At 65.3% G+C, this 22250-nt stretch carries 13 protein-coding genes; 8 read left to right on the top strand and 5 right to left on the bottom strand.

Annotated features, from left to right (window positions below):
• Window positions 1–192 precede the first annotated feature (192 nt).
• Entirely contained in the window at window positions 193–1608 is a 1416-nt protein-coding gene (locus KW830_RS03745; protein ID WP_218332175.1) for a GntP family permease, read from the bottom strand.
• Window positions 1609–1956: 348 nt separating this feature from the next.
• Here KW830_RS03745 and KW830_RS03740 point away from each other — a divergent pair, with 348 nt between their 5' ends.
• On the top strand, window positions 1957–2313 hold the full coding sequence (locus KW830_RS03740) for a zinc ribbon domain-containing protein YjdM (RefSeq protein ID WP_066532258.1): 357 nt from the start codon (window positions 1957–1959) through the stop codon (window positions 2311–2313).
• 100 nt (window positions 2314–2413) lie between these two features.
• On the opposite strand, the gene KW830_RS03735 is transcribed toward KW830_RS03740, so the two are convergent.
• The gene (locus tag KW830_RS03735) at window positions 2414–4060 is read right to left on the bottom strand and encodes a carboxylesterase/lipase family protein (RefSeq protein ID WP_218332173.1); all 1647 of its coding nucleotides are present in this window, start codon (window positions 4058–4060) and stop codon (window positions 2414–2416) included.
• A gap of 337 nt (window positions 4061–4397) precedes the next feature.
• Between KW830_RS03735 and KW830_RS03730 the strand changes: the two genes are divergently transcribed.
• The 3 genes from KW830_RS03730 (at window position 4398) to KW830_RS03720 (ending at window position 8736) form a co-directional block, all read left to right on the top strand.
• Entirely contained in the window at window positions 4398–4955 is a 558-nt protein-coding gene (locus KW830_RS03730; RefSeq protein ID WP_370626084.1) for a sigma-70 family RNA polymerase sigma factor, read from the top strand.
• 88 nt (window positions 4956–5043) lie between these two features.
• Entirely contained in the window at window positions 5044–6108 is a 1065-nt protein-coding gene (locus KW830_RS03725) for a FecR family protein (RefSeq protein ID WP_218332171.1), read from the top strand.
• A 201-nt stretch (window positions 6109–6309) separates the two neighbouring features.
• Window positions 6310–8736 carry a TonB-dependent siderophore receptor gene (locus tag KW830_RS03720; protein ID WP_218332170.1) on the top strand — a complete coding sequence of 809 codons (2427 nt, stop codon included), beginning with the start codon at window positions 6310–6312 and terminating at the stop codon, window positions 8734–8736.
• Window positions 8737–9011: 275 nt separating this feature from the next.
• Here the strand turns inward: KW830_RS03720 and lpdA are convergent, their stop codons facing one another.
• From lpdA to aceE, 3 genes are read right to left on the bottom strand one after another with little or no spacing between them, the layout of a single operon-like run.
• The gene (gene lpdA, locus KW830_RS03715) at window positions 9012–10862 is read right to left on the bottom strand and encodes a dihydrolipoyl dehydrogenase (protein WP_218332169.1); all 1851 of its coding nucleotides are present in this window, start codon (window positions 10860–10862) and stop codon (window positions 9012–9014) included.
• 14 nt (window positions 10863–10876) lie between these two features.
• Window positions 10877–12607 (bottom strand): dihydrolipoyllysine-residue acetyltransferase, encoded by a 1731-nt coding sequence (gene aceF, locus KW830_RS03710; RefSeq protein WP_218332168.1) that lies wholly within the window; start codon window positions 12605–12607, stop codon window positions 10877–10879.
• Window positions 12608–12625: 18 nt separating this feature from the next.
• Window positions 12626–15343 carry a pyruvate dehydrogenase (acetyl-transferring), homodimeric type gene (aceE, locus tag KW830_RS03705; protein WP_218332167.1) on the bottom strand — a complete coding sequence of 906 codons (2718 nt, stop codon included), beginning with the start codon at window positions 15341–15343 and terminating at the stop codon, window positions 12626–12628.
• Window positions 15344–15641: 298 nt separating this feature from the next.
• Between aceE and KW830_RS03700 the strand changes: the two genes are divergently transcribed.
• The 4 genes from KW830_RS03700 (at window position 15642) to KW830_RS03685 (ending at window position 22019) form a co-directional block, all read left to right on the top strand.
• Window positions 15642–18227: a PAS domain S-box protein gene (locus tag KW830_RS03700; RefSeq protein ID WP_218332165.1), complete on the top strand. Its 2586-nt coding sequence runs from the start codon at window positions 15642–15644 to the stop codon at window positions 18225–18227.
• The gene (locus tag KW830_RS03695) at window positions 18224–18862 is read left to right on the top strand and encodes a response regulator transcription factor (RefSeq protein ID WP_192334065.1); all 639 of its coding nucleotides are present in this window, start codon (window positions 18224–18226) and stop codon (window positions 18860–18862) included. The genes KW830_RS03700 and KW830_RS03695 overlap by 4 nt, the downstream gene beginning before the upstream one ends.
• Before the next feature lie 73 nt (window positions 18863–18935).
• A complete protein-coding gene (folD, locus tag KW830_RS03690) occupies window positions 18936–19793 on the top strand; it encodes a bifunctional methylenetetrahydrofolate dehydrogenase/methenyltetrahydrofolate cyclohydrolase FolD (RefSeq protein WP_218332163.1) in 858 nt (285 codons plus the stop codon).
• A 177-nt stretch (window positions 19794–19970) separates the two neighbouring features.
• A complete protein-coding gene (locus KW830_RS03685; protein ID WP_066533309.1) occupies window positions 19971–22019 on the top strand; it encodes a M3 family metallopeptidase in 2049 nt (682 codons plus the stop codon).
• Window positions 22020–22250: the final 231 nt, after the last annotated feature.

Raw genomic sequence — 22250 nt, 5'->3', positions numbered from 1 at the left:
GCCGGACCGGGGGACATGCGGGCCGGTTTGCTGCATTGCAATAGGCGCGAACGGTTTTTCTGCACCGTTCGTTCTTTCCCTCTGTACGCCCTGCCCCCGGTGCCCCTGCTCCCCTCCTGTGCCCTTCGGCACGGAAGGCCCGGCAGGCAACGCAACCGACTTGGCAGGCCGCCCCCCTGGCATGGCACACGCTCAGAAGCTGCCTACCCAGGTGCCCAGCGCAATCACCAGCACCAGCGCCGGCAGCGGGAACAGCATGGTCACCGCCGCAATGTCGCCATAGGACTGGCGGTGGTTGAGCTTGCAGATCGCCAGCAAGGTGATGATGGCGCCGCAGTGCGGCAAGGTGTCCATGCCGCCGGCGGCCATCACCGCCACCCGGTGCAGCAGCGCGGGGCTGATGCCGGCCGCCTGGGCCATGGCCAGGTAATCAGCGCCCAGGGTCTGCAGCGCAATGCTCAGCCCGCCGGACGACGACCCGGTGATCCCCGCCAGCACATTCATGGCCACGGCCTCGGACACCAGGGGGTTGCTGGACACCTGCAGCACCGCATCGCGGATCAGCGCAAAACCGGCCAGCGATGCAATCACCGCGCCATAGCCCACTTCGGACGCCGTGTTGAACAGCGGCAGCATGAAGCCAAACACCCCCTGGTTGATGGTGTCCTTCAGGTTGTGCCACCGCCCCAGGCGCAGCAGCACCAGCGCCGTGCAGGCTGCAATCAGCGCAATCACCAGCGCCCACAGCCCCACCAGCCGGCTCGGGTCCAGCGCCGGAAAGCGCTCGGCCACAAAACCCAGGTCCATGCCCGGAAACACGCCATAGGTGAACAGCGCGTTCACGCCTATCACCAGCAGCAGCGGCAGCAGCGCCATCCACAGCGGAATCTGCGCATGGCGCGCGGCATCGGCCGCCAGTTGCTCGGGCGTCGGCGTTGCATCGGCGCCACCTTCGTCGTGCTCGCCATAGCCTTCGCCTGCGGCCTTGGCGGCGGCGGCCCGTCGGCTCAGCCACCACAGGCCGCCCGCCAGAATCAGCGCCGCAGCCAGAATCCCCAGCCCCGGTGCCGCGAACACATTGGTGCCGAAGTACGGAATCGGCATGGCGTTCTGGATGGCGGGCGATCCCGGCAAGGCCGTCATGGTGAAGGTGAACGCGCCCAGCGCAATCGTGGCCGGAATCAGGCGCTTGGGGATCTGCGCCTCTTCAAACAGATTGCGCGCAATCGGGTAGATGGCAAAAGCCACCACAAACAGCGACACCCCGCCATAGGTCAGCAGCGCGCAGGCGAGCACCACGGTCTGTATGGCGTACTTCTTGCCCAGGGTGCGCACAATCCAGTGCGCCAAGGTACTGGCCGCCCCCGAATCGGCCATCAGCCGTCCGAACAGCGCGCCCAGCAGGAACAAGGGCAGAAACTGCAGCACATAGCCGCTGAGCGCGGCCATGAAGGTGTCGGTATACAGCGGCAGCAACCAGCGCCCGTCGCCCGACAGCACCACCGCCACCGCCGCCATCAGCGGCGCCAGCAGCAGCACCGTCACGCCCCGGTAGGCCAGGAACATCAGCAGCGCCAGCGAAACGGCCACAGCCAGCACGCTCAGCATGGGCGCCCTTTCCACCAGGCCCCGGCAGCAGCGCCGGTGCGGATACGGTCAGCGGTACACGGCATGGCCTCTCCTGTCCTGCGGAAGCCGGCCATGCCAACAGCGGCACGGAACCGGCCCCAACAGGAAACAGTATGCCCGACGCATGCTGCAGTGCACAACACCACGACCGGTGCGATCGAGGCAGGGCCACCCTCCAAGCCCGCCGCCCGGGCCTCTTGCAGCCATCGCAACAATCTCGGCGCGCGCCAGCACGTCGCAGCGCCTGCCACAGCGCGCAATCCGCACTCCGGCAGTCCGCTACTGCGCGAGCCTGTACGCTCACACTTTTGTAACAACGAACGTGACATGAGCGATTCCACCCTGCCCGCCTGCCCCCAATGCGGCCTGGACCACACCTACCCCGATGGCGACCTGCTGGTCTGCCCCGACTGCGCCCATGAATGGTCGGCCCAGGCCGACGCTGCAGCCGATGAAGACAGCGGCCCGCGCGTCATCAAGGACGCCAATGGCACCCCGCTGGCCGACGGCGACAGCGTGCTGCTGGTCAAGGACCTGAAGGTGAAGGGCTCCTCCACCGTCATCAAGAAAGGCACCAAGATCAAAGGCATCCGCCTGGTCTATGACAACGGCGACCACGACGTGGACTGCAAGACCGACCAGGGTCCGTTCATCCTGAAGTCGGAATTCCTGAAGAAGGCGTAAGCCCGCCGCCTCGGCCCCTTCCGCACCTTCCCGCCCTCCGGAAGGTCCAGAAGGCGCAGGCCTGGGCCTCAATCAAGGCCGCAGGCCTGCGCGCCCGTCTTCAGTCCCGCACAAACGACACCGGGAAGCTGTACTCATACAGCGGCACCTGGGCCAAGGCCTGGCGGGCATGGGCTTCGGGGTTGCCCACCACCGTCCAGCTCTTGCCGATGCGGGCCGTGGTGCGCTGGCCGCGCTCGTAACGGCTCCAATGCTGCACGCCGGCGCGCTCGGAATTGGGGTTGCCGCTGCGGGCAAACTGCCCCCAGATGGCGCCGATGCGGTCACGCACCTGCAACTGGTCGGGGCTGTCCTGCACCAGATGGCGGGCCGCATCCAGCGTGCCAAAGATAAAAGGCACTTCGGACGTGTGCGCCGCCCCCAGCACGCCGTTGCGTGCGGGCGAAGTCCAGTCGAACGCATAGGCATGCACCGGCGCGCCGCCCAGGTCGGCCTGGCGGTCGGCAAAGGCCAGGGTGGGCAGCTTGTAGTTGTAGTCGCTGGCCACCGCAATCAAGCGCTGCGACGCGCTGCTGCCCGGGTACTGGGCCGCGTAGCTTTGCAACAGCTCCCTGGTGGCCGGACCGGACAGGCGCAGAAACTTCTGCACCCGTGCCTGCAACTGCGCTTCACTGAGCGCGAAGCTGGCCGGGTTGCCGGCCAGAAAGAACGTGGCCTCCTGCTGGGCATAACCCACCAGCACCGGCACCTGGGCCGCCAGCGGCGTGCCTGCGGGATCGTAGGGCTCCTGCGGGAACACCACGCCATCCAGCGTGGGGCGGAACTCGCTCACACCACCGGTCTTGGCCAGCAGCTTGCCATAGGCAGCCACAATCTGCTCGGCCGGCAGCTGCTGGATGCGTGCGGCATTGGCACGGTCCAGGCCCAGCTCCTGCAGCAGGCCATGGCTTGCCTGGGCCACCTTCTCGCGACTGGCCAGGCGCCACAGGCCCGAGCCGCTTTGCACAATGGCCTTGTGAAACAGGCCCTTGGCAGCAGGCGCGCCCAGCAGCGCCGTGACCTTGGCGGCGCCGCCGGACTGGCCAAAGATGGTGACATTGCCCGCATCGCCCCCAAAGCGCGCAATGTTCTCGCGCACCCAGCGCAGCGCCAGCACTTGGTCCAGCACACCCACATTGGCCGATTCCGGCGCAAAGCCCGGCGCGTCGATCAGCAGAGAACCAAACACATTCAACCGGTGGTTGATGGAGACCACCACCACATCCTGCGACTGGGCCAGGTGGCTGCCGTCAAAGCCGGGGGCCGTGCCGGCGCCGGTGGCAAAGCCGCCGCCATGCAGCCACAGCAGCACCGGGCGCTTCTTGCCGTCCAGCGCTGGGGTGAATACGGCCAGCGACAGGCTGTCTTCGCTGGTGGCCGCCGTGGGCCAGTACCAGGCGAACTCCGGCACCAGGGGCACGGCGGGCTGCGGTGCGCTGGCGCCATGCGCGGTGGCATCGCGCACACCCGCCCAGCCCTGCTTGGCCACCGGGGGGCGGAAGCGGTTGGCACCACCGGTGCTCTCGCCATACGGCACGCCCTTGAAGGCAAAGCCTTGCGCCGTGCGCAGGCCGCGCAGCTTGCCCGCCGCAGTGTCCACCACAGGCTCCTGCGTGCCCGCCGTACTGGCGCAGGCCACCAGGCCGCCGGGCAGGCTGATCACGGCACCGGCCTTCAGGCCGGACAGCAAAAACTCACGCTTGTTCATAGCACTCACACTCTCATTCCAGTCATTGCCGGGCACGGGGGTGCACCTGGTCAAGGAGCGCGACTCTAGGCGCCGGACAGCGGAACCCCAACAAAGCTTTGCGCATGAGCTCAAACGAAAAAAGCAGATCTACCGTCCCGCCGCACCAGAACGCGGCTCCGGCATGCAACGCCGCCTGCCCTCTGCCGCTGCCCCCCAGCCCACCGCCGGCTCCTCCCTGGCAACGCATCAAATGATATTGAATATCATTTACACGTATACTCGCCCCCCACGTGGTCACCGGTCGCCTCGCCCGGATGCACTGCGAAGACGCCGCCCTCCCTCCCTGATCTGCCCCGTGGTCGCACACTACTACCGAGAGTTGCTGAGGTTCCTGCAAGGAACGGTCAGAGACCGCGATACGGCGGCAGACCTGGCACAGGAAAGCTATGCCCGCGTGCTGGCCGTGCAGGAGTCGGGCGAAGCCATCGCCGAACCGCGTGCGCTGCTGTACCGCACCGCGCGCAATCTGGTCATTGACCAGTACCGCCGCAGCGAAGTGCGCGGCACCTACGCGGCAACCGAAGGCGATGCCGCCACCGACGCCGCCGACTGGACCGCTGGCCCCGAAGCGCTGGAACCAGAAGTGGCCGCCATGTCGTCCCAAACGGTCGACGCCCTGCTGGCCGCCATCGGCGAGTTGCCTTTGCGCTGCCGCGAGGCCTTCATCCTGCACAAGTTCGACGGACTGTCCCAGGCCGAAGTGGCCCGGCAGATGGGTATCTCCGTCACCATGGTGGAGCGCCATATCAAGCTGGGCATGCAGGCCTGCCGGGCCCGCCAGGAACAAATGCAGGGTGGCGGCACAGCCGCCCCTTCCACGGCTGCCACGGCCCCCCCCCGGAGTGGTCAATGAGAATGTGCGACTTCTTTGACTTTCCGGCGTTGGGTTTTGGCAGACTCGTGCGTCTACCTTTCTATGGCCCCTGGCTTTTCGCATCCGCATGACTGATCGCCCCACTGCCCAATCGCCACACAGCGACCTCGATGCCGAGGCCCTGGAGTGGTTTGCGCGCTACAGCGATGCCCCGGATGCGGCCTACGCCAACGCAGACTTCCGCCACTGGCTGGCGGAACGCCCGGACCGCGCCACCGCATTCCAGCGCTGGCAGGCCGATTGGCGCCAGCTCGATGCCCTGCCGGCCTCGGGCGTTGAACAACTGCGCCTGCAGCTGAAGAAAGACCTGGCGGAGTCGGCCCAAAAGGCCCAGGCCACAGAGCGCCCATCGTCCTGGTGGTCCGCACTGATCCCGCAGGCCATCCCGCGCGCGGCACTGTCCGCCGTGGCCATGGCGCTGGTCATCGGCAGCGGCTATATGGGCTGGGACCATTGGCAGCAGCAGCCCTTGTTTGCGCAGACCTACCAGACCGAGCGCGGGCAGCAACTGAGCGTGGAGCTGCCCGATGGCAGCCGCCTGAAGCTTGACACCGCCACACGCGTCGAAGTCAGCCTGTACCGCCAGCGCCGCGAGGTGAAGCTGCCGGAAGGACAGGCCGTGTTCGAGGTGCAAAAAGACGCCTCCAAGCCCTTCGACGTGCTGGCCGGCAGCACCCAGGTGACGGTGGTGGGCACGCGCTTTGCCGTGCGCAACACCGCAGGCAGCCCCGTGCGCGTTGCCGTAGAAGAAGGCAAGGTGCGCGTGCGCCCGCTGCCATCGGCGGGCGGCAACGCGCCCGAATCGGCGGCCGTGCTGCTAACGGCCGGCCAGCAGCTGGCCAGTGCCGATGGACATCTGGGCCCCGTGGCACCACTTGCCGCTGCCGGCATCGCCCCCTGGCGCGACGGCCGGGTCAACCTGGAAAACGTGCCGCTCTCCGCCGCTCTGGCGGAATTCGAACGCTACGCCCCCACGCACATGGTGGTGCGCGACCCGGCAGTGGGCGCGCTGCGCCTGTCTGGCACCTTCGATCCGCAGAGACTGGCCCATTTCCGCTCCGCCCTGCCCAAGGTGCTGCCCGTGCGTTTGAAGCAAAACGGGGATCTGACGGAAATCGTGGCAAGCCACTGACACCCACACACCCGCTGTGGGCACCGCCGCAGCACGGTCGCTGCACCGGGGCGGCTTTGTTGCTGCCCCGTTGCAGTCTCATTGTGAGCCAGGCCCTCCCGCCACGTTTTTAAAAAAATTTTGCGTACAGGTTGGGGTTTTGCATTGCCATGCGTCTTCCTGAGAACGATTCCTGTTTCGTGCCTTTTGGAGAAAGTTCGCATGTCCCGTTTCCGATTCCATCTTGCGCCGCTGGCAGCGGCCGTCACCCTGCTGGTGGCCACCACCGCCGCCCAGGCGCAATCGGGCAGCACGCCCGCCACACAGGCTGCACCGGTGGAAATCCAGATCACCGCGCAACCGCTGTCGCAGGCGCTGGTGGTGCTCGCACGCCAGGCCCATCTGGAATTGATGGTCCAGCCCGCCCTGGTCGAAGGCCGCACCGCCCCCGCCGTGCAAGGTCGCTTCACCGTGCCCGAAGCGCTCAATCGCCTGCTCGCAGGCAGCGGCCTGTACGCCGAAGTGGAAGGTACCTCGGTCGTGGTGCGTCGCCTGTCGCCCGGCCCGGGCGCAGCCACCCTGCCGCAGGTGACCGTCACCGCCCAGGAAGAACGCGGTGCCACCTCCGAAGGCACAAACTCCTTTGCCGCGCGTGCGGTGAGCATCAACAAAGGTGACCAGGCGCTCAAGGACATCCCCCAGTCCATCAGCGTGATCACGCACAAGCAGATCGAAGAACAGGGCATCACCGACCTCAAGCAGGCCGCCAACATCGCCACCGGCACCGTCGGCGTGACCGGTGTCGGACAAGGCATGGTGCTGGCGGCACGCGGCTTCCAGATCGACAACTGGCAGTACGACGGCGTCGCGATCCCCCGCAACATGTACTCGCTCGGCAACTGGGCTGCAGAAGGCATGGCCTTCTACGACCGGCTGGAAGTCCTGCGCGGCGCATCGGGCCTGCTGCAAGGCACGGGCAGCCCTGGCGGTGCGGTCAACCTCGTGCGCAAGCGCGGCCAGAGCGAAAAGACCGTGACGCTGACCACGCGTGCCGGTTCCTGGGACCGCTACGGCGTACAGCTGGACGTCGGTGGCCCCCTCAACGCCGAAGGCACGCTGCGCGGTCGCGCCGTGGTGGACGAAGCCCGCAGCCACTCGTTTGTCGACTACGTGAACGACCGTTCCCGGTCGCTGTATGCAGCGCTGGACTACGACATCAGCCCGGATACCACCGTGGGCCTGGGCGTGAGCCAGCTCGACAGCAAGGGACGCCCCTTCATCTACGGCGTGCCTCTGGCGGCTGACAGCCGCGATGTGGGTCTGTCCCGCTCCACGTTCACGGGCGCCTCGTGGAACCGTTCCAACCTCAAGCAGACCACGGTCTACGCCGATCTGAACCACCGCTTCAACGCGGACTGGAAGCTCAAGGTATCGGCCTTGCAGATGAACGAAACGAGCAACTCCACGCACCAGCGCATGCACGGCACCGTGGCGCCGGACGGCAGCGGAATGACCTACGCGGACTGGATCACCCACTTCGACTCCGACAAGGTCGGGCTGGACGCTTTTGTGAATGGCAGCTTCGATGCCCTGGGGCTGCGCCATGAAGTGACGCTGGGCGCCGATTACTCCAAGTACAAGTCCAGCGACAAGTACACCCGCAACTTCACGTCGGGCGGCAACCTCTTCGACATCGACCACAACCGTCCCAAGCCCACCGAGGAAAGCCTACTGGCGGCCGGTGGCCGGCAATCCGTCTCCTCCTACGACGTGCGGCAAAAAGGCATCTACGCCAGCTGGCGCGCACAACTCACCGAACCCCTGACAGCCATCGTGGGGGCCCGCGTCGCCTGGTATGACCTGTTCTACAAGGCATCGTTGTTCGACACACGCGAAGTCATGCACACCTCGGGCGAGGTCATCCCCTACTTCGGCCTGGTGTACGCCCTGAACCCCCAATGGTCGGCCTACGGCAGCTACACCAGCGTGTTCGAACCCCAGTCGGCACGCACGGCGGCAGGCAAGGTGCTGGAGCCCGTCATCGGATCGAACTACGAACTCGGCATCAAAGGCGAACTGATGGACAAGCGCCTCAACACCTCGCTCGCGGTGTTCCGCTACGACCACAAGAACCGTGCCGTCAACGACATCGCGTCCGGCTTTGAGTGCGACGGCTGGTACTGCTCCACGGCATCCGGCAAGGTCCGCAGCCAGGGCCTGGAAGCCGAGGTGAGCGGCGAGGTGCTGCGCAATCTGCAACTGATCGCAGGCTACACCTTCAACACCACCAAATTCCTGCGCGACCCCGACAACCAGGGCAAGGTCTTCAGCACCTGGACCCCCAAGCACATGCTGCGCGTCTGGGCCTCCTACCGCCATACCGGCGACTGGAACCGCCTCACCACCAGCGCCGGCTTCACCACGCAAAGCCACACGCTCGACTACGACCGCGCGAACGACATTCCCGGCTTCACCACCTGGAACATGCGATTCGCCTACCAGGCCACGCCCGAGGTCAACATCGCGATGAACCTGAACAACATCTTCGACAAACGCTACATCGTCCCTGGCTACACCGGCTACACCGGTGCCAACTACGGCGATCCGCGCAACGTCATGTTCACCGTGAAATACACCCCGCGCTTCTGACCACGCACAAAGGGAACCGGGCCGCAGGAGGGAATCCCTTCTGCGGCTTTTTTTGGCTTTTCCCAGGCGCTTGCAAGGCGCCCTCCCCACCGGTTCGCGTGCCGGGTACGCGGCACCGCCGGTACCAAAGGCACCGCACGCCAGGCACCCTGCCGCGCAGGTTCACGCCGTTGCACTCTCGCCCTCGGACAATCCAGGGCCATGTACAGACCATAAAAAAGGCAGCCCGCAGGCTGCCTTTTCTTGTCCCAGACCCTAAGGCCTGATCGCTTCGCTTACTTGCGTGCCGGTGGCACGTCGGTGCACGAACCGTGTGCCACTTCCGCCGCCATGCCGATGGACTCGCCCAGCGTGGGGTGGGGGTGGATGGTCTTGCCGATGTCCACGGTGTCCGCGCCCATTTCGATGGCCAGCGCGATTTCACCGATCATGTCGCCCGCATGCGTGCCGACCATGCCGCCGCCCAGGATGCGGCCATGGCCGTGGGCTTCGGGAGAGTCATCAAACAGCAGCTTGGTGAAGCCTTCGTCGCGGCCATTGGCAATGGCGCGTCCGGACGCAGCCCAGGGGAACAGGCCCTTCTTGACCTTGATGCCTTGCGCCTTGGCCTGGTCTTCCGTCAGACCCACCCATGCCACTTCGGGGTCGGTGTAGGCCACGCTCGGGATCACGCGGGCGTTGAAGGCGCTGGATGCCAGCTCCTTATTGCCCAGCAGTTCGCCGGCGATGACTTCGGCGGCCACATGCGCCTCGTGCACGGCCTTGTGTGCAAGCATGGGCTGGCCCACGATGTCGCCGATCGCAAAGATGTTGGGCACATTGGTGCGCATCTGGATGTCGACGTCGATGAAGCCACGGTCGGTCACGGCCACACCCGCCTTGTCGGCGCTGATCTTCTTGCCATTGGGCGTGCGGCCCACAGCTTGCAGCACCAGGTCGTAGGTCTGGGGTTCGGGCACGGTGACGCCATCCTTGGCCGGCTCGAACGTGACCTTGATGCCTTCGGGCGTTGCTTCGGCCGCCACGGTCTTGGTGTTGACCATGATGTTGTCAAAGCGCGGCGCGTTCATCTTCTGCCAGACCTTGACCAGATCGCGGTCGGCGCCCTGCATCAGGCCGTCCATCATTTCCACCACGTCCAGGCGTGCGCCCAGCGTGCTGTAGACGGTGCCCATTTCCAGGCCGATGATGCCGCCACCCAGAATCAGCATGCGCTTCGGAACCGCCTTCAGGTCCAGCGCACCGGTGGAGTCCACCACGCGCTCGTCCTTGGGCATGAAGGGCAGATGCACGGCTTGCGAGCCGGCGGCAATGATGGCGTTCTTGAACTGAACCACCTTCTTGCTGCCGGTCTTGTCCTGGCCGTCACCCGTGGTTTCTTCCACCTCGATGTGGTTGGCGCTGACAAAGTTGCCATAGCCACGCACGATAGTGACCTTGCGCATCTTGGCCATCTGGCCCAGGCCGCCGGTCAGCTTGCCGATGACCTTTTCCTTGTGGCCGCGCAGCTGGTCGATGTTCACTTCCGGAGCGGCAAACTTCACGCCCGCCACTTCCAGGTGCTTGACTTCGTCCATCACGGCTGCCACGTGCAGCAGCGCCTTGGAAGGAATGCAGCCCACGTTCAGGCACACGCCGCCCAGCGTCTTGTAACGCTCGACCAGCACCACCTTCAGGCCCAGGTCGGCCGCGCGGAACGCTGCCGAATAGCCGCCAGGGCCACCGCCCAGCACGACCACATCGCAGTCCAGATCCACCGTGCCGCCAAAGTTGGCGGCCACGGGGGCCGGTGCCGCCGCAGCGGCAGGTGCTGCCGGAGCAGGCGCCGCAGCCACAGGGGCCGCGCTCGGTGCCGGCGCAGCCGCCGGGGCTGCGGCAGCGCCCTCGCCCGCTGCTTCCAGCGCAACGATGACCGAGCCTTCTGCGACCTTGTCGCCCACCTTGACCAGCAGCGACTTGACCACGCCCGCGTGGCTGGACGGGATCTCCATGGAAGCCTTGTCGGACTCCACGGTGATCAGCGACTGGTCCACGGAGACGGTGTCACCGGGCTTGACCAGCAGTTCGATCACACCCACTTCGGCGAAATCGCCAATATTGGGGACCTTGATATCAATGGTTGCCATGTACCAGTCTCCCTTTACAGCAGGATGCGGCGGTAGTCGGCCAGCACCGCGCCCAGGTAGGCGTTGAAGCGGGCAGCGGCCGCGCCGTCGATCACGCGGTGGTCGTACGACAGGCTCAGCGGCAGCATCAGGCGGGGCACAAACTGCTTGCCGTCCCACACCGGTTGGATGCTGCCCTTGGACAGACCCAGGATGGCCACTTCCGGCGCATTCACGATGGGGGTGAAGTCGGTGCCGCCAATGCCGCCCAGCGACGAGATGGAGAAGCAGCCGCCTTGCATGTCGGCCGCGCCCAGCTTGCCGTCACGGGCCTTCTTGGCCAGTTCCGACATTTCCTGGCTGATCTGCATGATGCCCTTCTTGTCGGCATCCTTGAGCACTGGCACCACCAGGCCATTGGGCGTGTCCGCCGCAAAGCCGATGTTGTAGTACTGCTTGTAGACCAGGGTGTCGCCGTCCAGCGAGGTGTTGAACTCGGGGAACTTCTTCAGCGCCGAGACCACGGCCTTGATCACAAAGGCCAGCATGGTCACCTTGACGTCGCTCTTGGCCTTGGCGCTTTCGGCGTTGGTGCTCACGCGGAAGGCTTCCAGCTCGGTGATGTCCGCCAGGTCGTTGTTGGTGACGTGGGGAATCATCACCCAGTTGCGGTGCAGGTTCGCGCCCGAGATCTTCTTGATGCGCGACAGATCCTTGCGTTCCACGGCGCCGAACTTGGCAAAGTCCACCTTGGGCCAGGCCAGCACTTCCAGGCCGCCCACGTTGCCGCCGGACGACTTGGCCGGGGCAGCTGCCTGCTGTGCCAGCGTTTGCACGGCGCCTGCCATCACCGACTTGGTGAAGGCCTGCACGTCGTCGGCCGTGATGCGGCCCTTGTTGCCGGAACCCTTCACCTCGGCCAGCGGCACGCCCAGTTCGCGGGCGAACTTGCGCACGGAAGGCGATGCGTACGGCAGGCTGCCGGACGGTGCCACCGTGGGGTTGTGGGCAGGCACCGCCACAGGCGCAGCGGCCACGGGGGCGGCTGCGGCGGCAGGGGCCGCCTGGGCAGGTGCTGCCGCCACAGGCGCTGCCGCAGCAGGTGCGGGGGCAGCAGCCGGAGCCGCTGCAGCAGAGGCCGCAGGGGCTGCAGCGCCCTGCACCGTCATCTGGCCGACCACGTCGCCCACGTTCACGGTGTCGCCGATCTTCAGCGTCAGCGCGGTGATGGTGCCAGCGGCCGGCGACGGGATTTCCATCGATGCCTTGTCGGACTCCACGGTGAACAGCGATTGCTCGGCCGTCACGGTATCGCCCACCTTGACCAGCATCTCGATCACGGCCACATCCTTGAAGTCGCCGATATCGGGGATCTGGATGGCCAGCGTGCTGGAGGCCGCAGCCGCAGGCGCCGCAACAGGGGCTGCCTGTGCGGGTGCTGCCGGTGCCTCAGCGGCCACCGGAGTAGCAGCAGGCTGTGCCGCAGGCGCAGGCGCTGCTGCAGCGGGGGCAGGAGCGGAAGCGGCATCGGCCGTCTCCAGCACCACCACCACCGAGCCTTCGCTGATCTGGTCGCCCAGCTTCACCTTGACTTCCTTGACCACGCCAGCATGGCTGGAGGGGATCTCCATGGAGGCCTTGTCGCTCTCCACGGTCACCAGCGACTGCTCCACCTTGATGGTGTCGCCCACGTTGACCAGCACTTCGATCACGCCCACGCTGTCGAAGTCGCCGATGTCCGGAACCTTGATTTCTGTCATTGCCATTGTCTGTCTCCGGTCGTTTTAGGCGTACAGCGGGTTGATCTTGTCGGTCTTGATGCCGTACTTGGCAATGGCTTCGGCCACCTTGGTGACGGGCAGCTTGCCTTCGTCGGCCAGCGACTTGAGCGCGGCCACGACGATGTAGTGGCGGTCGATCTCGAAGTGCTCGCGCAGCTTGCGGCGGAAGTCCGAACGGCCGAAACCGTCGGTACCCAGCACCTTGAAGGTGCGGCCCTTGGGCATGTAGGGACGGATCTGCTCGGCGTAGGCCTTCATGTAGTCGGTCGACGCGATCACCGGACCTTGCGAGCCTTGCAGCTGCTGCGTCACGAACGGTACCTTGGCGGTTTCCAGCGGGTGCAGCATGTTGTGGCGCTCAGCGTCCTGGCCGTCACGGGTCAGTTCGTTGAACGACGGGCAGCTCCACACGTCGGCCGCAATGCCCCAGTCCTTTTCCAGCAGCTCTTGCGCAAAGAAGGATTCGCGCAGGATCGTGCCCGAGCCCAGCAGCTGCACGCGCTCGCCCGATTGCGGCACCTTCTGGCCGGGCTTGCACAGGTACATGCCCTTGATGATCTGCGCTTCCGTGCCGGCGGTCAGGCCGGGCATGGCGTAGTTTTCGTTCAGCAGCGTCAGGTAGTAGAAGACGTTTTCCTGGTTCTGCACCATGCGGCGCAGACCGTCCTGCATGATCACGGCCACTTCGTGTGCGAAGGTGGGGTCGTAGCTGATGCAGTTGGGGATGGTGTTGGCCAGGATGTGGCTGTGACCGTCTTCGTGCTGCAGGCCTTCGCCGTTCAGCGTGGTGCGACCCGAAGTGCCGCCCAGCAGGAAACCGCGTGCCTGCATGTCACCCGCAGCCCAGGCCAGGTCGCCAATGCGCTGGAAGCCAAACATCGAGTAGTACACATAGAACGGGATCATGATCCGGTTCGAGGTGCTGTAGCTGGTGGCCGCAGCAATCCAGCTGGCCATGCCACCGGCTTCGTTGATGCCTTCCTGCAGGATCTGGCCGGCCTTGTCTTCGCGGTAGTACATCACCTGGTCCTTGTCGACCGGGGTGTACTGCTGACCGTGCGGGTTGTAGATGCCGATCTGGCGGAACAGGCCTTCCATGCCGAAGGTACGGGCCTCGTCCACCAGGATGGGCACCACGCGGGGACCGATGTCCTTGTCGCGCAGCAGCTGCGTCAGGAAACGCACATAGGCCTGGGTGGTGGAAATCTCACGGCCTTCGGGCGTGGGCTCCAGGATGGCTTTGAAGGTGTCCAGCGCCGGGGCGGTGAACTGTTCGTCGGCCTTCACGCGGCGGTGCGGCAGGTAACCGCCCAGGGCCTTGCGGCGCTCGTGCAGGTACTTCATTTCCGGGGTGTCGTCGGCCGGCTTGTAGAACGGCAGGTCGGCGATCTGGCTGTCCGGAATGGGGATGTTGAAACGGTCGCGGAAGGCCTTGATGTCTTCGTCCGACAGCTTCTTGGTCTGGTGCACGGTGTTCTTGCCTTCACCGATTTTGCCCATGCCGAAGCCCTTGACGGTCTTGACCAGCAGCACCGTGGGTTGGCCCTTGGTGGAGTTGGCAGCGGCAAATGCAGCGTAGACCTTCTGCGAATCGTGGCCACCGCGGCGCAGGTTCCAGATCTCGTCGTCGCTCATATGCTCGACCATCTTCAGCGCGCGCGGATCGCGGCCGAAGAAGTTCTTGCGCACAAAGGCGCCGTCATTGGCCTTGAACGACTGGTAGTCCCCGTCGTTACACTCCATCATGATCTTCTTGAGGACGCCGTCCTTGTCCTTGGCCAGCAGCTCGTCCCAGCCCTTGCCCCACAGCAGCTTGATCACATTCCAGCCGGAGCCGCGGAATTCGCCTTCCAGCTCCTGGATGATCTTGCCGTTGCCGCGCACCGGGCCGTCCAGGCGCTGCAGATTGCAGTTGATGACGAACACCAGGTTGTCCAGGTTCTCACGTGCGGCCAGACCGATCGCGCCCAGGGATTCCACTTCGTCCATTTCGCCGTCGCCGCAGAACACCCAGACCTTGCGGTTTTCGGTGTTGGCAATGCCACGGGCGTGCAGGTACTTCAGGAAGCGTGCCTGGTAGATGGCCATCAGCGGGCCCAGGCCCATGGACACCGTGGGGAACTGCCAGAACTCGGGCATCAGCTTGGGGTGGGGGTAGCTGGACAGGCCCTTGCCGTCCACTTCCTGGCGGAAGTTCAGCAGCTGGTCTTCGGTGATGCGGCCTTCCAGGTAGGCGCGGGCGTAGATACCGGGCGAGACGTGGCCCTGGATGTACAGGCAGTCACCGCCGTGGTTTTCGCTCTCGGCGTGCCAGAAGTGGTTGAAGCCGGCACCGAACATATTGGCCAGCGAGGCGAAGGAGCCGATGTGGCCGCCCAGATCGCCGCCTTCCGGTGGGTGGTGGCGGTTGGCCTTAACCACCATCGCCATGGCGTTCCAGCGCATGTAGGCACGCAGACGGCCTTCCAGGTGCAGATTGCCGGGGCAGCGTGCTTCCTGCTCGGTCTCGATGGTGTTCACATAGCCGGTGGTGGCCGAGAAAGGCATGTCCACGCTGTTTTCACGGGCGTGTTCCAGCAGGTCTTCGATCAGCTTGTGGGCGTACTCGGCGCCTTCGCGGTCGATGACAGCGGAGAGCGCGTCCATCCACTCACGGGATTCCTGGGTGTCGATTTGGGGCTGGGCGTTGGCGCCGGCCTGGGGGTCGGTCTGAGCTGTCATGGTTGTCTCCTGGTCAATGGGCTACAGGGTCATTCGGGGCCTCAGAAGTCCGGTGGCGGGCTGGAGGGCTTCCGATGCAGGCGTTGTCAGAACAGCAACATCCTCGCACCAGGCACACAGCGCCCACAGGCCTTTGCGGCTTGTTAGCGGGGCGAGTGTCGCATATTTTTTTCATATTTCAAATGGTGCTTTTTGATTTCTTAATGTGAAAAAATGCTGCAATTGCACATCCCTACGCTTCCCTCTGAAACCTGCGGCGAGCACCGGGGAAGTCCCAGGATTCACCTACACTTTAGTCATGCATTCGCACCCCGATCCGTCCGCATCCGGCCCTGACTCGATTTCTCCGGGTTTCTACGAATCCGCCCCCCCCGTGCAATGGTGGCGGACTTGGTGGCGCAGCCTTTCGCCCACGCGCCAAGACCGTTTGGCGGCGCTGGCGCCCATGGCGGCCGTGGCGCTGTTCCTGGCTGCAATCCTGGTGGCTTTCTGGTATTTGCGCGCAGAAGAAGTCGACCGCGAGCAGGAAGCCCTGCGCCGCGACGTGGAATACGCCCAGCAACGCCTGCGCCTGCGCCTGCTCGAGCGCCAGGAACAAATCATGCGGCTGGCGCGCGATGCGGCCAATGCCGAAATCGGCCCGGCCGAATTCAGCAACCGCACCGAGGTACTGATCACCCAGTACCCCGAGCTGCAGTCCATCAGCTGGGCCACCATGGAGGGGCAGATCCTGGCCACCCATGCCGCCCCCACCGTCTCCAGCGAACAGCTGCGCCAGGTTGGCGAAGTGCTGCGCACCGGCGAGACGGCGGAAGCCTTCCGTGCCGTCAAGATGCAACTGCAGCCGGTCTATCTGCAGCCGCACAAAGAGGCCGGCGAGGTCAGCGCGCCCATGCTGCAGTTGCAGGTGCCACTCAACAGCTCGGGCGAATTCGGCGGCGTGATCCTGGCCGAGTATTCGGTGGACAGCCTGCTGCGCTACGGCATTCCCACCGAGGTGCTGGCCCGTTATGCACTGAGCCTGCGCGATGACCGCGGCCAGGTCCTGGCCGGCACGCCGCTGGTGGCGCCGGCGCCGCCCGCGCAGCGGATGGGCATGCGCCCCCAGGCCAACCAGTATGAAGTGGCCGTGGGGCCGGTCGGAACCTCGCTGGTGCTGCATGCCCAGGCCTACCGGGCCTCGCTGGGCATGGTGGGCAGCGCCCTGTTCTGGCTGGTGGGCACGCTCAGCGTGATGACGGCCTGGCTGCTGCTGGCCACCTGGCGCCACACGCGCCGGCGCATGCGCACCCAGGAAGCCTTGGTGGCCGAAACCAATTTCCGCCGCGCCATGGAAAACTCGGTGCTGACCGGCATGCGCGCGCTGGATCTGCACGGACGCATCACCTATGTGAATGCCGCCTTCTGCCAGATGACAGGCTGGAGCGAACAGGAGCTGGTGGGCCAGATGCCCCCCTACCCCTACTGGCCCGACACCGATTACGACACGCTGCGCGCCAAGCTGCACGATGAACTGGCGGGCAAGACCATCCACGGCGGCTTCCAAGTGCGGGTACGCCGCAAGAACGGCAGCCAGTTCGATGCACGCCTCTATGTCTCGCCGCTGATCGACGCCCATGGCCAGCACACGGGGTGGATGTCGTCCATGACCGACATCACCGAGCCCAACCGCATCCGCGACCAGCTGGCCGCCTCGCACGAGCGCTTCACCGTGGTGCTGGAAGCGCTGGACGCCTCGGTTTCCGTGGCCCCTCTGGGCAGCACCGAGGTGCTGTTTGCCAACAAGCTCTACCGCCAATGGTTCGGCTCCGACGCCGAAGGCCACCTGCGCCTGGTGGAACAGGCCGGCGTGCCCAGCGCCCGCGCCCACCAGCAAAGCAATATGGACGACGAGGACGGTCTGATGGGTCTGCCCACCGAGGAGCTGACCAGCTCGGTGGCCGGCAACGCCGAAATCTTTGTGCCCGAACTGGGCAAATGGCTGGAAGTGCGCTCGCGTTACCTCAGCTGGGTGGACGGCCGCCTGGCCCAGATGGTGATCGCCTCCGACATCACACCCCGCCGCCTGGCCGAAGAACAGAACGCCCGCCAGGCCGAGCGCGCCCAGTCCGTGAGCCGCCTGATCACCATGGGCGAGATGGCCTCCAGCGTCGCGCACGAGCTGAACCAGCCGCTGACCGCCATCAGCAACTACAGCAGCGGCATGCTCACCCGCCTGGCCAATGGTTCGCTGACCGAAGACCAGATGAAGTTCGCGCTGGAGAAAACCGCCCACCAGGCGCAGCGCGCCGGCCAGATCATCCAGCGCATCCGCTCCTTCGTGAAACGCAGCGAGCCCAACCGCGCCCAGGCCAATGTCAACGACATGGTCGAGGAATCCGTGGAGCTGGCCAACATCGAACTGCGCCGCCGCAACGTGAGCCTGACCCACCACGTCGCAGCCCGCCTGCCGGCGGTGATGGCGGACCGCATCCTGATCGAGCAGGTGCTGGTGAACCTGATGAAGAACGGGGCCGAATCCATCGACCTGTCCGACCGCCCGTCCGGAAAGCGCAGCGTCGAGTTGCAGGTGCGTCCGACCATGCAGGACGGCAAGGAAGGCGTGGAATTTGCCGTGACCGACAGCGGCAAGGGACTTCCGCCCGAAGTGCTTGATCGCTTGTTCGAAGCCTTCTTCACCACCAAGCAGGAAGGCATGGGCATGGGCCTGAATCTATGCCGCAGCATTGTGGAGTCCCATCACGGCCGGATGCGTGCGGAGAACCTCTACAATGGTTCAGAGGTCGTCGGCTGCCGGTTTTCATTCTGGCTCCCGCTGGCGTCCCCCAAGGACAGTGAGACACCCCCTCAGGCAAACAATCCAAATCCAAGGACACCTGTATGAACATGACCCCGAAAAAAGGCACCGTGTATGTAGTCGACGACGACGAGGCCGTCCGCGACTCGCTGCAATGGCTTCTCGAGGGCAAAGATTACAGAGTGCGCTGCTTTGAATCGGCCGAAGCCTTTCTGGCACGCTACGACCCGCGCGAAGTCGCCTGCCTGATCGTCGACATCCGCATGAACGGCATGACCGGCCTGGAACTGCAGGACCGCCTGCTCGAACGCAAGTCCCCCCTGCCCATCGTCTTCATCACCGGCCACGGCGACGTGCCCATGGCCGTCAACACCATGAAGAAGGGTGCACTGGACTTCATCCAGAAGCCTTTCAACGAAGACGAACTGCTGGGCACCGTGGAGCGCATGCTGGACCATGCCCGCGAAGCCTTTGCCGACCACCAGCAGGCCGCCAGCCGCGACGCGTTGCTGTCCAAGCTCACCGGCCGCGAAGCCCAGGTGCTCGAGCGCATCGTCGCCGGCCGCCTGAACAAGCAGATCGCCGACGACCTGGGCATCAGCATCAAGACGGTGGAAGCCCACCGCGCCAACATCATGGAAAAGCTCAACGCCAACACCGTGGCCGATCTGCTGAAGATTGCACTTGGCCCTACCAGTGCAACCCCCAAGGTCTCGGCGTAAAGTAATTCCTTCACCCGCAGCTGCCAGCGCTTGTGCACCAAGCCCTGGCAGCATTTTTTATTGAAGACAAGCAATGACAGCCCAACTCATCGACGGAAACGCCCTCTCCCGCCAACTGCGCACCGAAGTCGCAGCGCGCGCGGCCACGCTCAAGGCCCAGGGCACCACGCCCGGTCTGGCCGTGGTGCTGGTGGGTGACAACCCGGCGTCCCAGGTCTATGTCCGCAACAAGGTCAAGGCCTGCGAAGAGGCGGGCTTTCATTCCGTGCTGGAAAAGTACGACGCTTCCATGACCGAAGCCGAGCTGCTGGCCCGCGTCGAAGCGCTGAACAACGACCCCAGCATCCACGGCATCCTGGTGCAGCTGCCCCTGCCCAAGCACATCGACGACCACAAGGTCATCGAAACCATCTCCCCCGCCAAGGACGTGGACGGTTTCCACGTGGCCAGCGCCGGCGCACTGATGGTGGGTGAGGTCGGCTTCAAGGCCTGCACCCCCTACGGCTGCATGAAGATGCTGGAATCCATCGGCATGAAGGACCTGCGCGGCAAGCACGCCGTGGTGATCGGCCGCTCCAACATCGTGGGCAAGCCCATGGCCATGATGCTGCTGGCCGCCAACGCCACCGTCACCATCACCCACAGCGGCACCGCCGACCTGGGCGCCATGACGCGCCAGGCCGATGTGGTGGTGGCCGCCGTGGGCAAGCGCAACGTGCTGACGGCCGACATGGTCAAGCCCGGCGCCGTGGTGATCGACGTGGGCATGAACCGCAATGACGAAGGCAAGCTCTGCGGCGACGTGGACTTCGACGGCGTCAAGGAAGTGGCCGGTTTCATTACCCCCGTCCCCGGAGGTGTCGGCCCGATGACGATTACCATGTTGCTGGTCAACACCATGGAAGCGGCCGAACGCAGCGCTACCCGGTAAGCTGCCCGATGCACCTGGCCCAAGCCCCTGCCCACCCTGTGTCGCAGGGGCTTTTTGCTGGTGGGAACTTCGGTATGAAAACAGACTCTTAATTCGCTACAGTGCTGCACAAGCAGCTATCACCAAGATAGCTACCCTACACCTTGAAACATTGCCAGTTGGCACAAAATGCAAGCCATGACCAACGCCCTGCTTGAATCTTCCGGATTGCCGCGGTTTGACCGCATCACACCCGCCGATGTCGGCCCCGCCATCGACACCCTGATGCAGCAGGCCGATGCCGCACTGGAAACCGTCACCGCGCCGGACTTTCCCGCCGAGTGGAACGCCATCGCCAAGGTACTGGACGTGGCCACCGAAAAGCTGGGCATGTCCTGGGGCGCGGTCAGCCACCTCTCCAGCGTCGCCGACAGCCCCGAGCTGCGCGCCGCCTACAACGAGGCCCTGCCCAAGATCACCGAGTTCTGGACCCGCCTGGGTGCGGACGAACGCCTGTACGCCAAGTACAAGGCCATCGACACCGCCACGCTGAACGCCGAGCAGAAGAAGGCCCACGCCAACGCGCTGCGTGGCTTTGTGCTGTCGGGTGCCGAGCTGCAGGGCGCCGCCCGCGAACGCTTTGCCAAGATCCAGGAACGCGCGGCCGAACTGGGCCAGAAGTTCAGCGAGAACACGCTGGACGCCACCGACACCTGGGCCTACTACGCCACCGAAGCCGAACTCGACGGCGTGCCCGCCGACGTGGTGCAGGCCGCCCGCGCTGCCGCCCAGGCCGAGGGCAAGGACGGCTACAAGCTCACGCTGAAGATGCCCTGCTACCTGCCGGTGATGCAGTTTGCCAAGAGCAGCGCGCTGCGCGAGAAGGTCTACCGCGCCTACGTGACCCGTGCCTCCGAGCAGGCCGAAGGCGAAGCCGTGAAGTTCGACAACACGGCCATCATCAAGGAAATCCTGGCCCTGCGCCTGGAAGAAGCTCGGCTGCTGGGCTACCAGAACTTTGCCGAAGTCTCGCTGGTGCCCAAGATGGCCCAGTCGCCCCAGCAGGTGATCGGCTTCCTGCGCGACCTGGCCCACCGCGCCCGCCCGTTTGCCGAAAAGGACGTGTCCGACCTGCGTGCCTTCGCCAAGGACGAGCTGGGCATTGCCGACCCCCAGCCCTGGGACTGGACCTTCATCTCCGAAAAGCTCAAGGAAGCGCGCTACGCCTTCAGCGAGCAGGAAGTCAAACAGTACTTCACGGCCCCCAAGGTGCTGGCCGGCCTGTTCAAGATCATCGAGTCGCTGTTCGACGTCTCCATCCGCCGCGATGAAGCCGCCGTCTGGAACCCCGCCGTGCAGTTCTACCGCCTGGAGCGCGCCGGCAAGGTGGTGGGCCAGTTCTACCTGGACCAACCCGCCCGCGCCGGCAAGCGCGGCGGCGCCTGGATGGACGATGTGCGCAGCCGCTGGCTGCGCCCCGACACCGGCACCCTGCAGACGCCCGTGGCCCACATGGTCTGCAACTTCGCCGACGGCGTGGACGGCAAACCCGCCCTGCTCACGCACGATGACGTGATCACCCTGTTCCATGAATCCGGCCACGCGCTGCACCACATGCTCACCCAGGTGAACGAGAAGGACGTCTCGGGCATCAACGGCGTGGAATGGGATGCCGTGGAGCTGCCCAGCCAGTTCATGGAAAACTTCTGCTGGGAATGGGAAGTTCTGCGCCACATGACCGCCCATGTGGACACCGGCGAGCCCCTGCCCCGCGCCCTGTACGACAAGATGATTGCCGCCAAGAACTTCCAGGCCGGCATGGGCACGCTGCGCCAGATCGAGTTCTCGCTGTTCGACATGCTGCTGCACGCCGAGCACGCGCCCGACGCCGACTACTACGCCCTGCTCCAGCAGGTGCGCGACGAAGTGGCCGTGCTGCCCACCACGTCCTACAACCGCGGCACCAACACCTTCAGCCACATCTTTGCCGGCGGCTATGCGGCGGGTTACTACAGCTACAAGTGGGCCGAAGTGCTGAGCGCCGACGCCTATGCCGCCTTCGAGGAAACCCAGGGCGCCGACGGCACGGCCAGCCAGACAACCGCGCAGAAGTACCTGCACAACATCCTGGAGATGGGTGGCAGCCGCAGCGCCATGGACAACTTCAAGGGCTTCCGTGGCCGCGAACCGCAGCTCGACGCCCTGCTGCGCCACCAGGGCATGGCCGAAGTCGCCACGACGGCCTGACCCTCCGGCACTCCGCCACCAGGGCGTGCTCCCCAGCCGGGAGCGCGCCCTTTTTCATGGGTCGCACCGCAGACATCCCCGTGCGCCACTTCACCGATCGGCCCGCTGCCCTGGCTGGGCTGAGCCGGCCTCCAGCCTGCACGCCGAACACCGTCGCACACCTCCACGTCCACCGCCTCTCACCCCACCCCATTCACACCGGGTAACACCTCCGGGCCGCACCGCCTGGTG

Source organism: Comamonas sp. CMM03 (assembly GCF_019218715.1).
In the GTDB taxonomy this organism is placed as follows: Bacteria; Pseudomonadota; Gammaproteobacteria; order Burkholderiales; family Burkholderiaceae_C; genus Comamonas; species Comamonas terrigena.
Note: the sequence above shows the minus strand (reverse complement) of the source record. Positions and strands in the feature narration are given on the sequence as shown.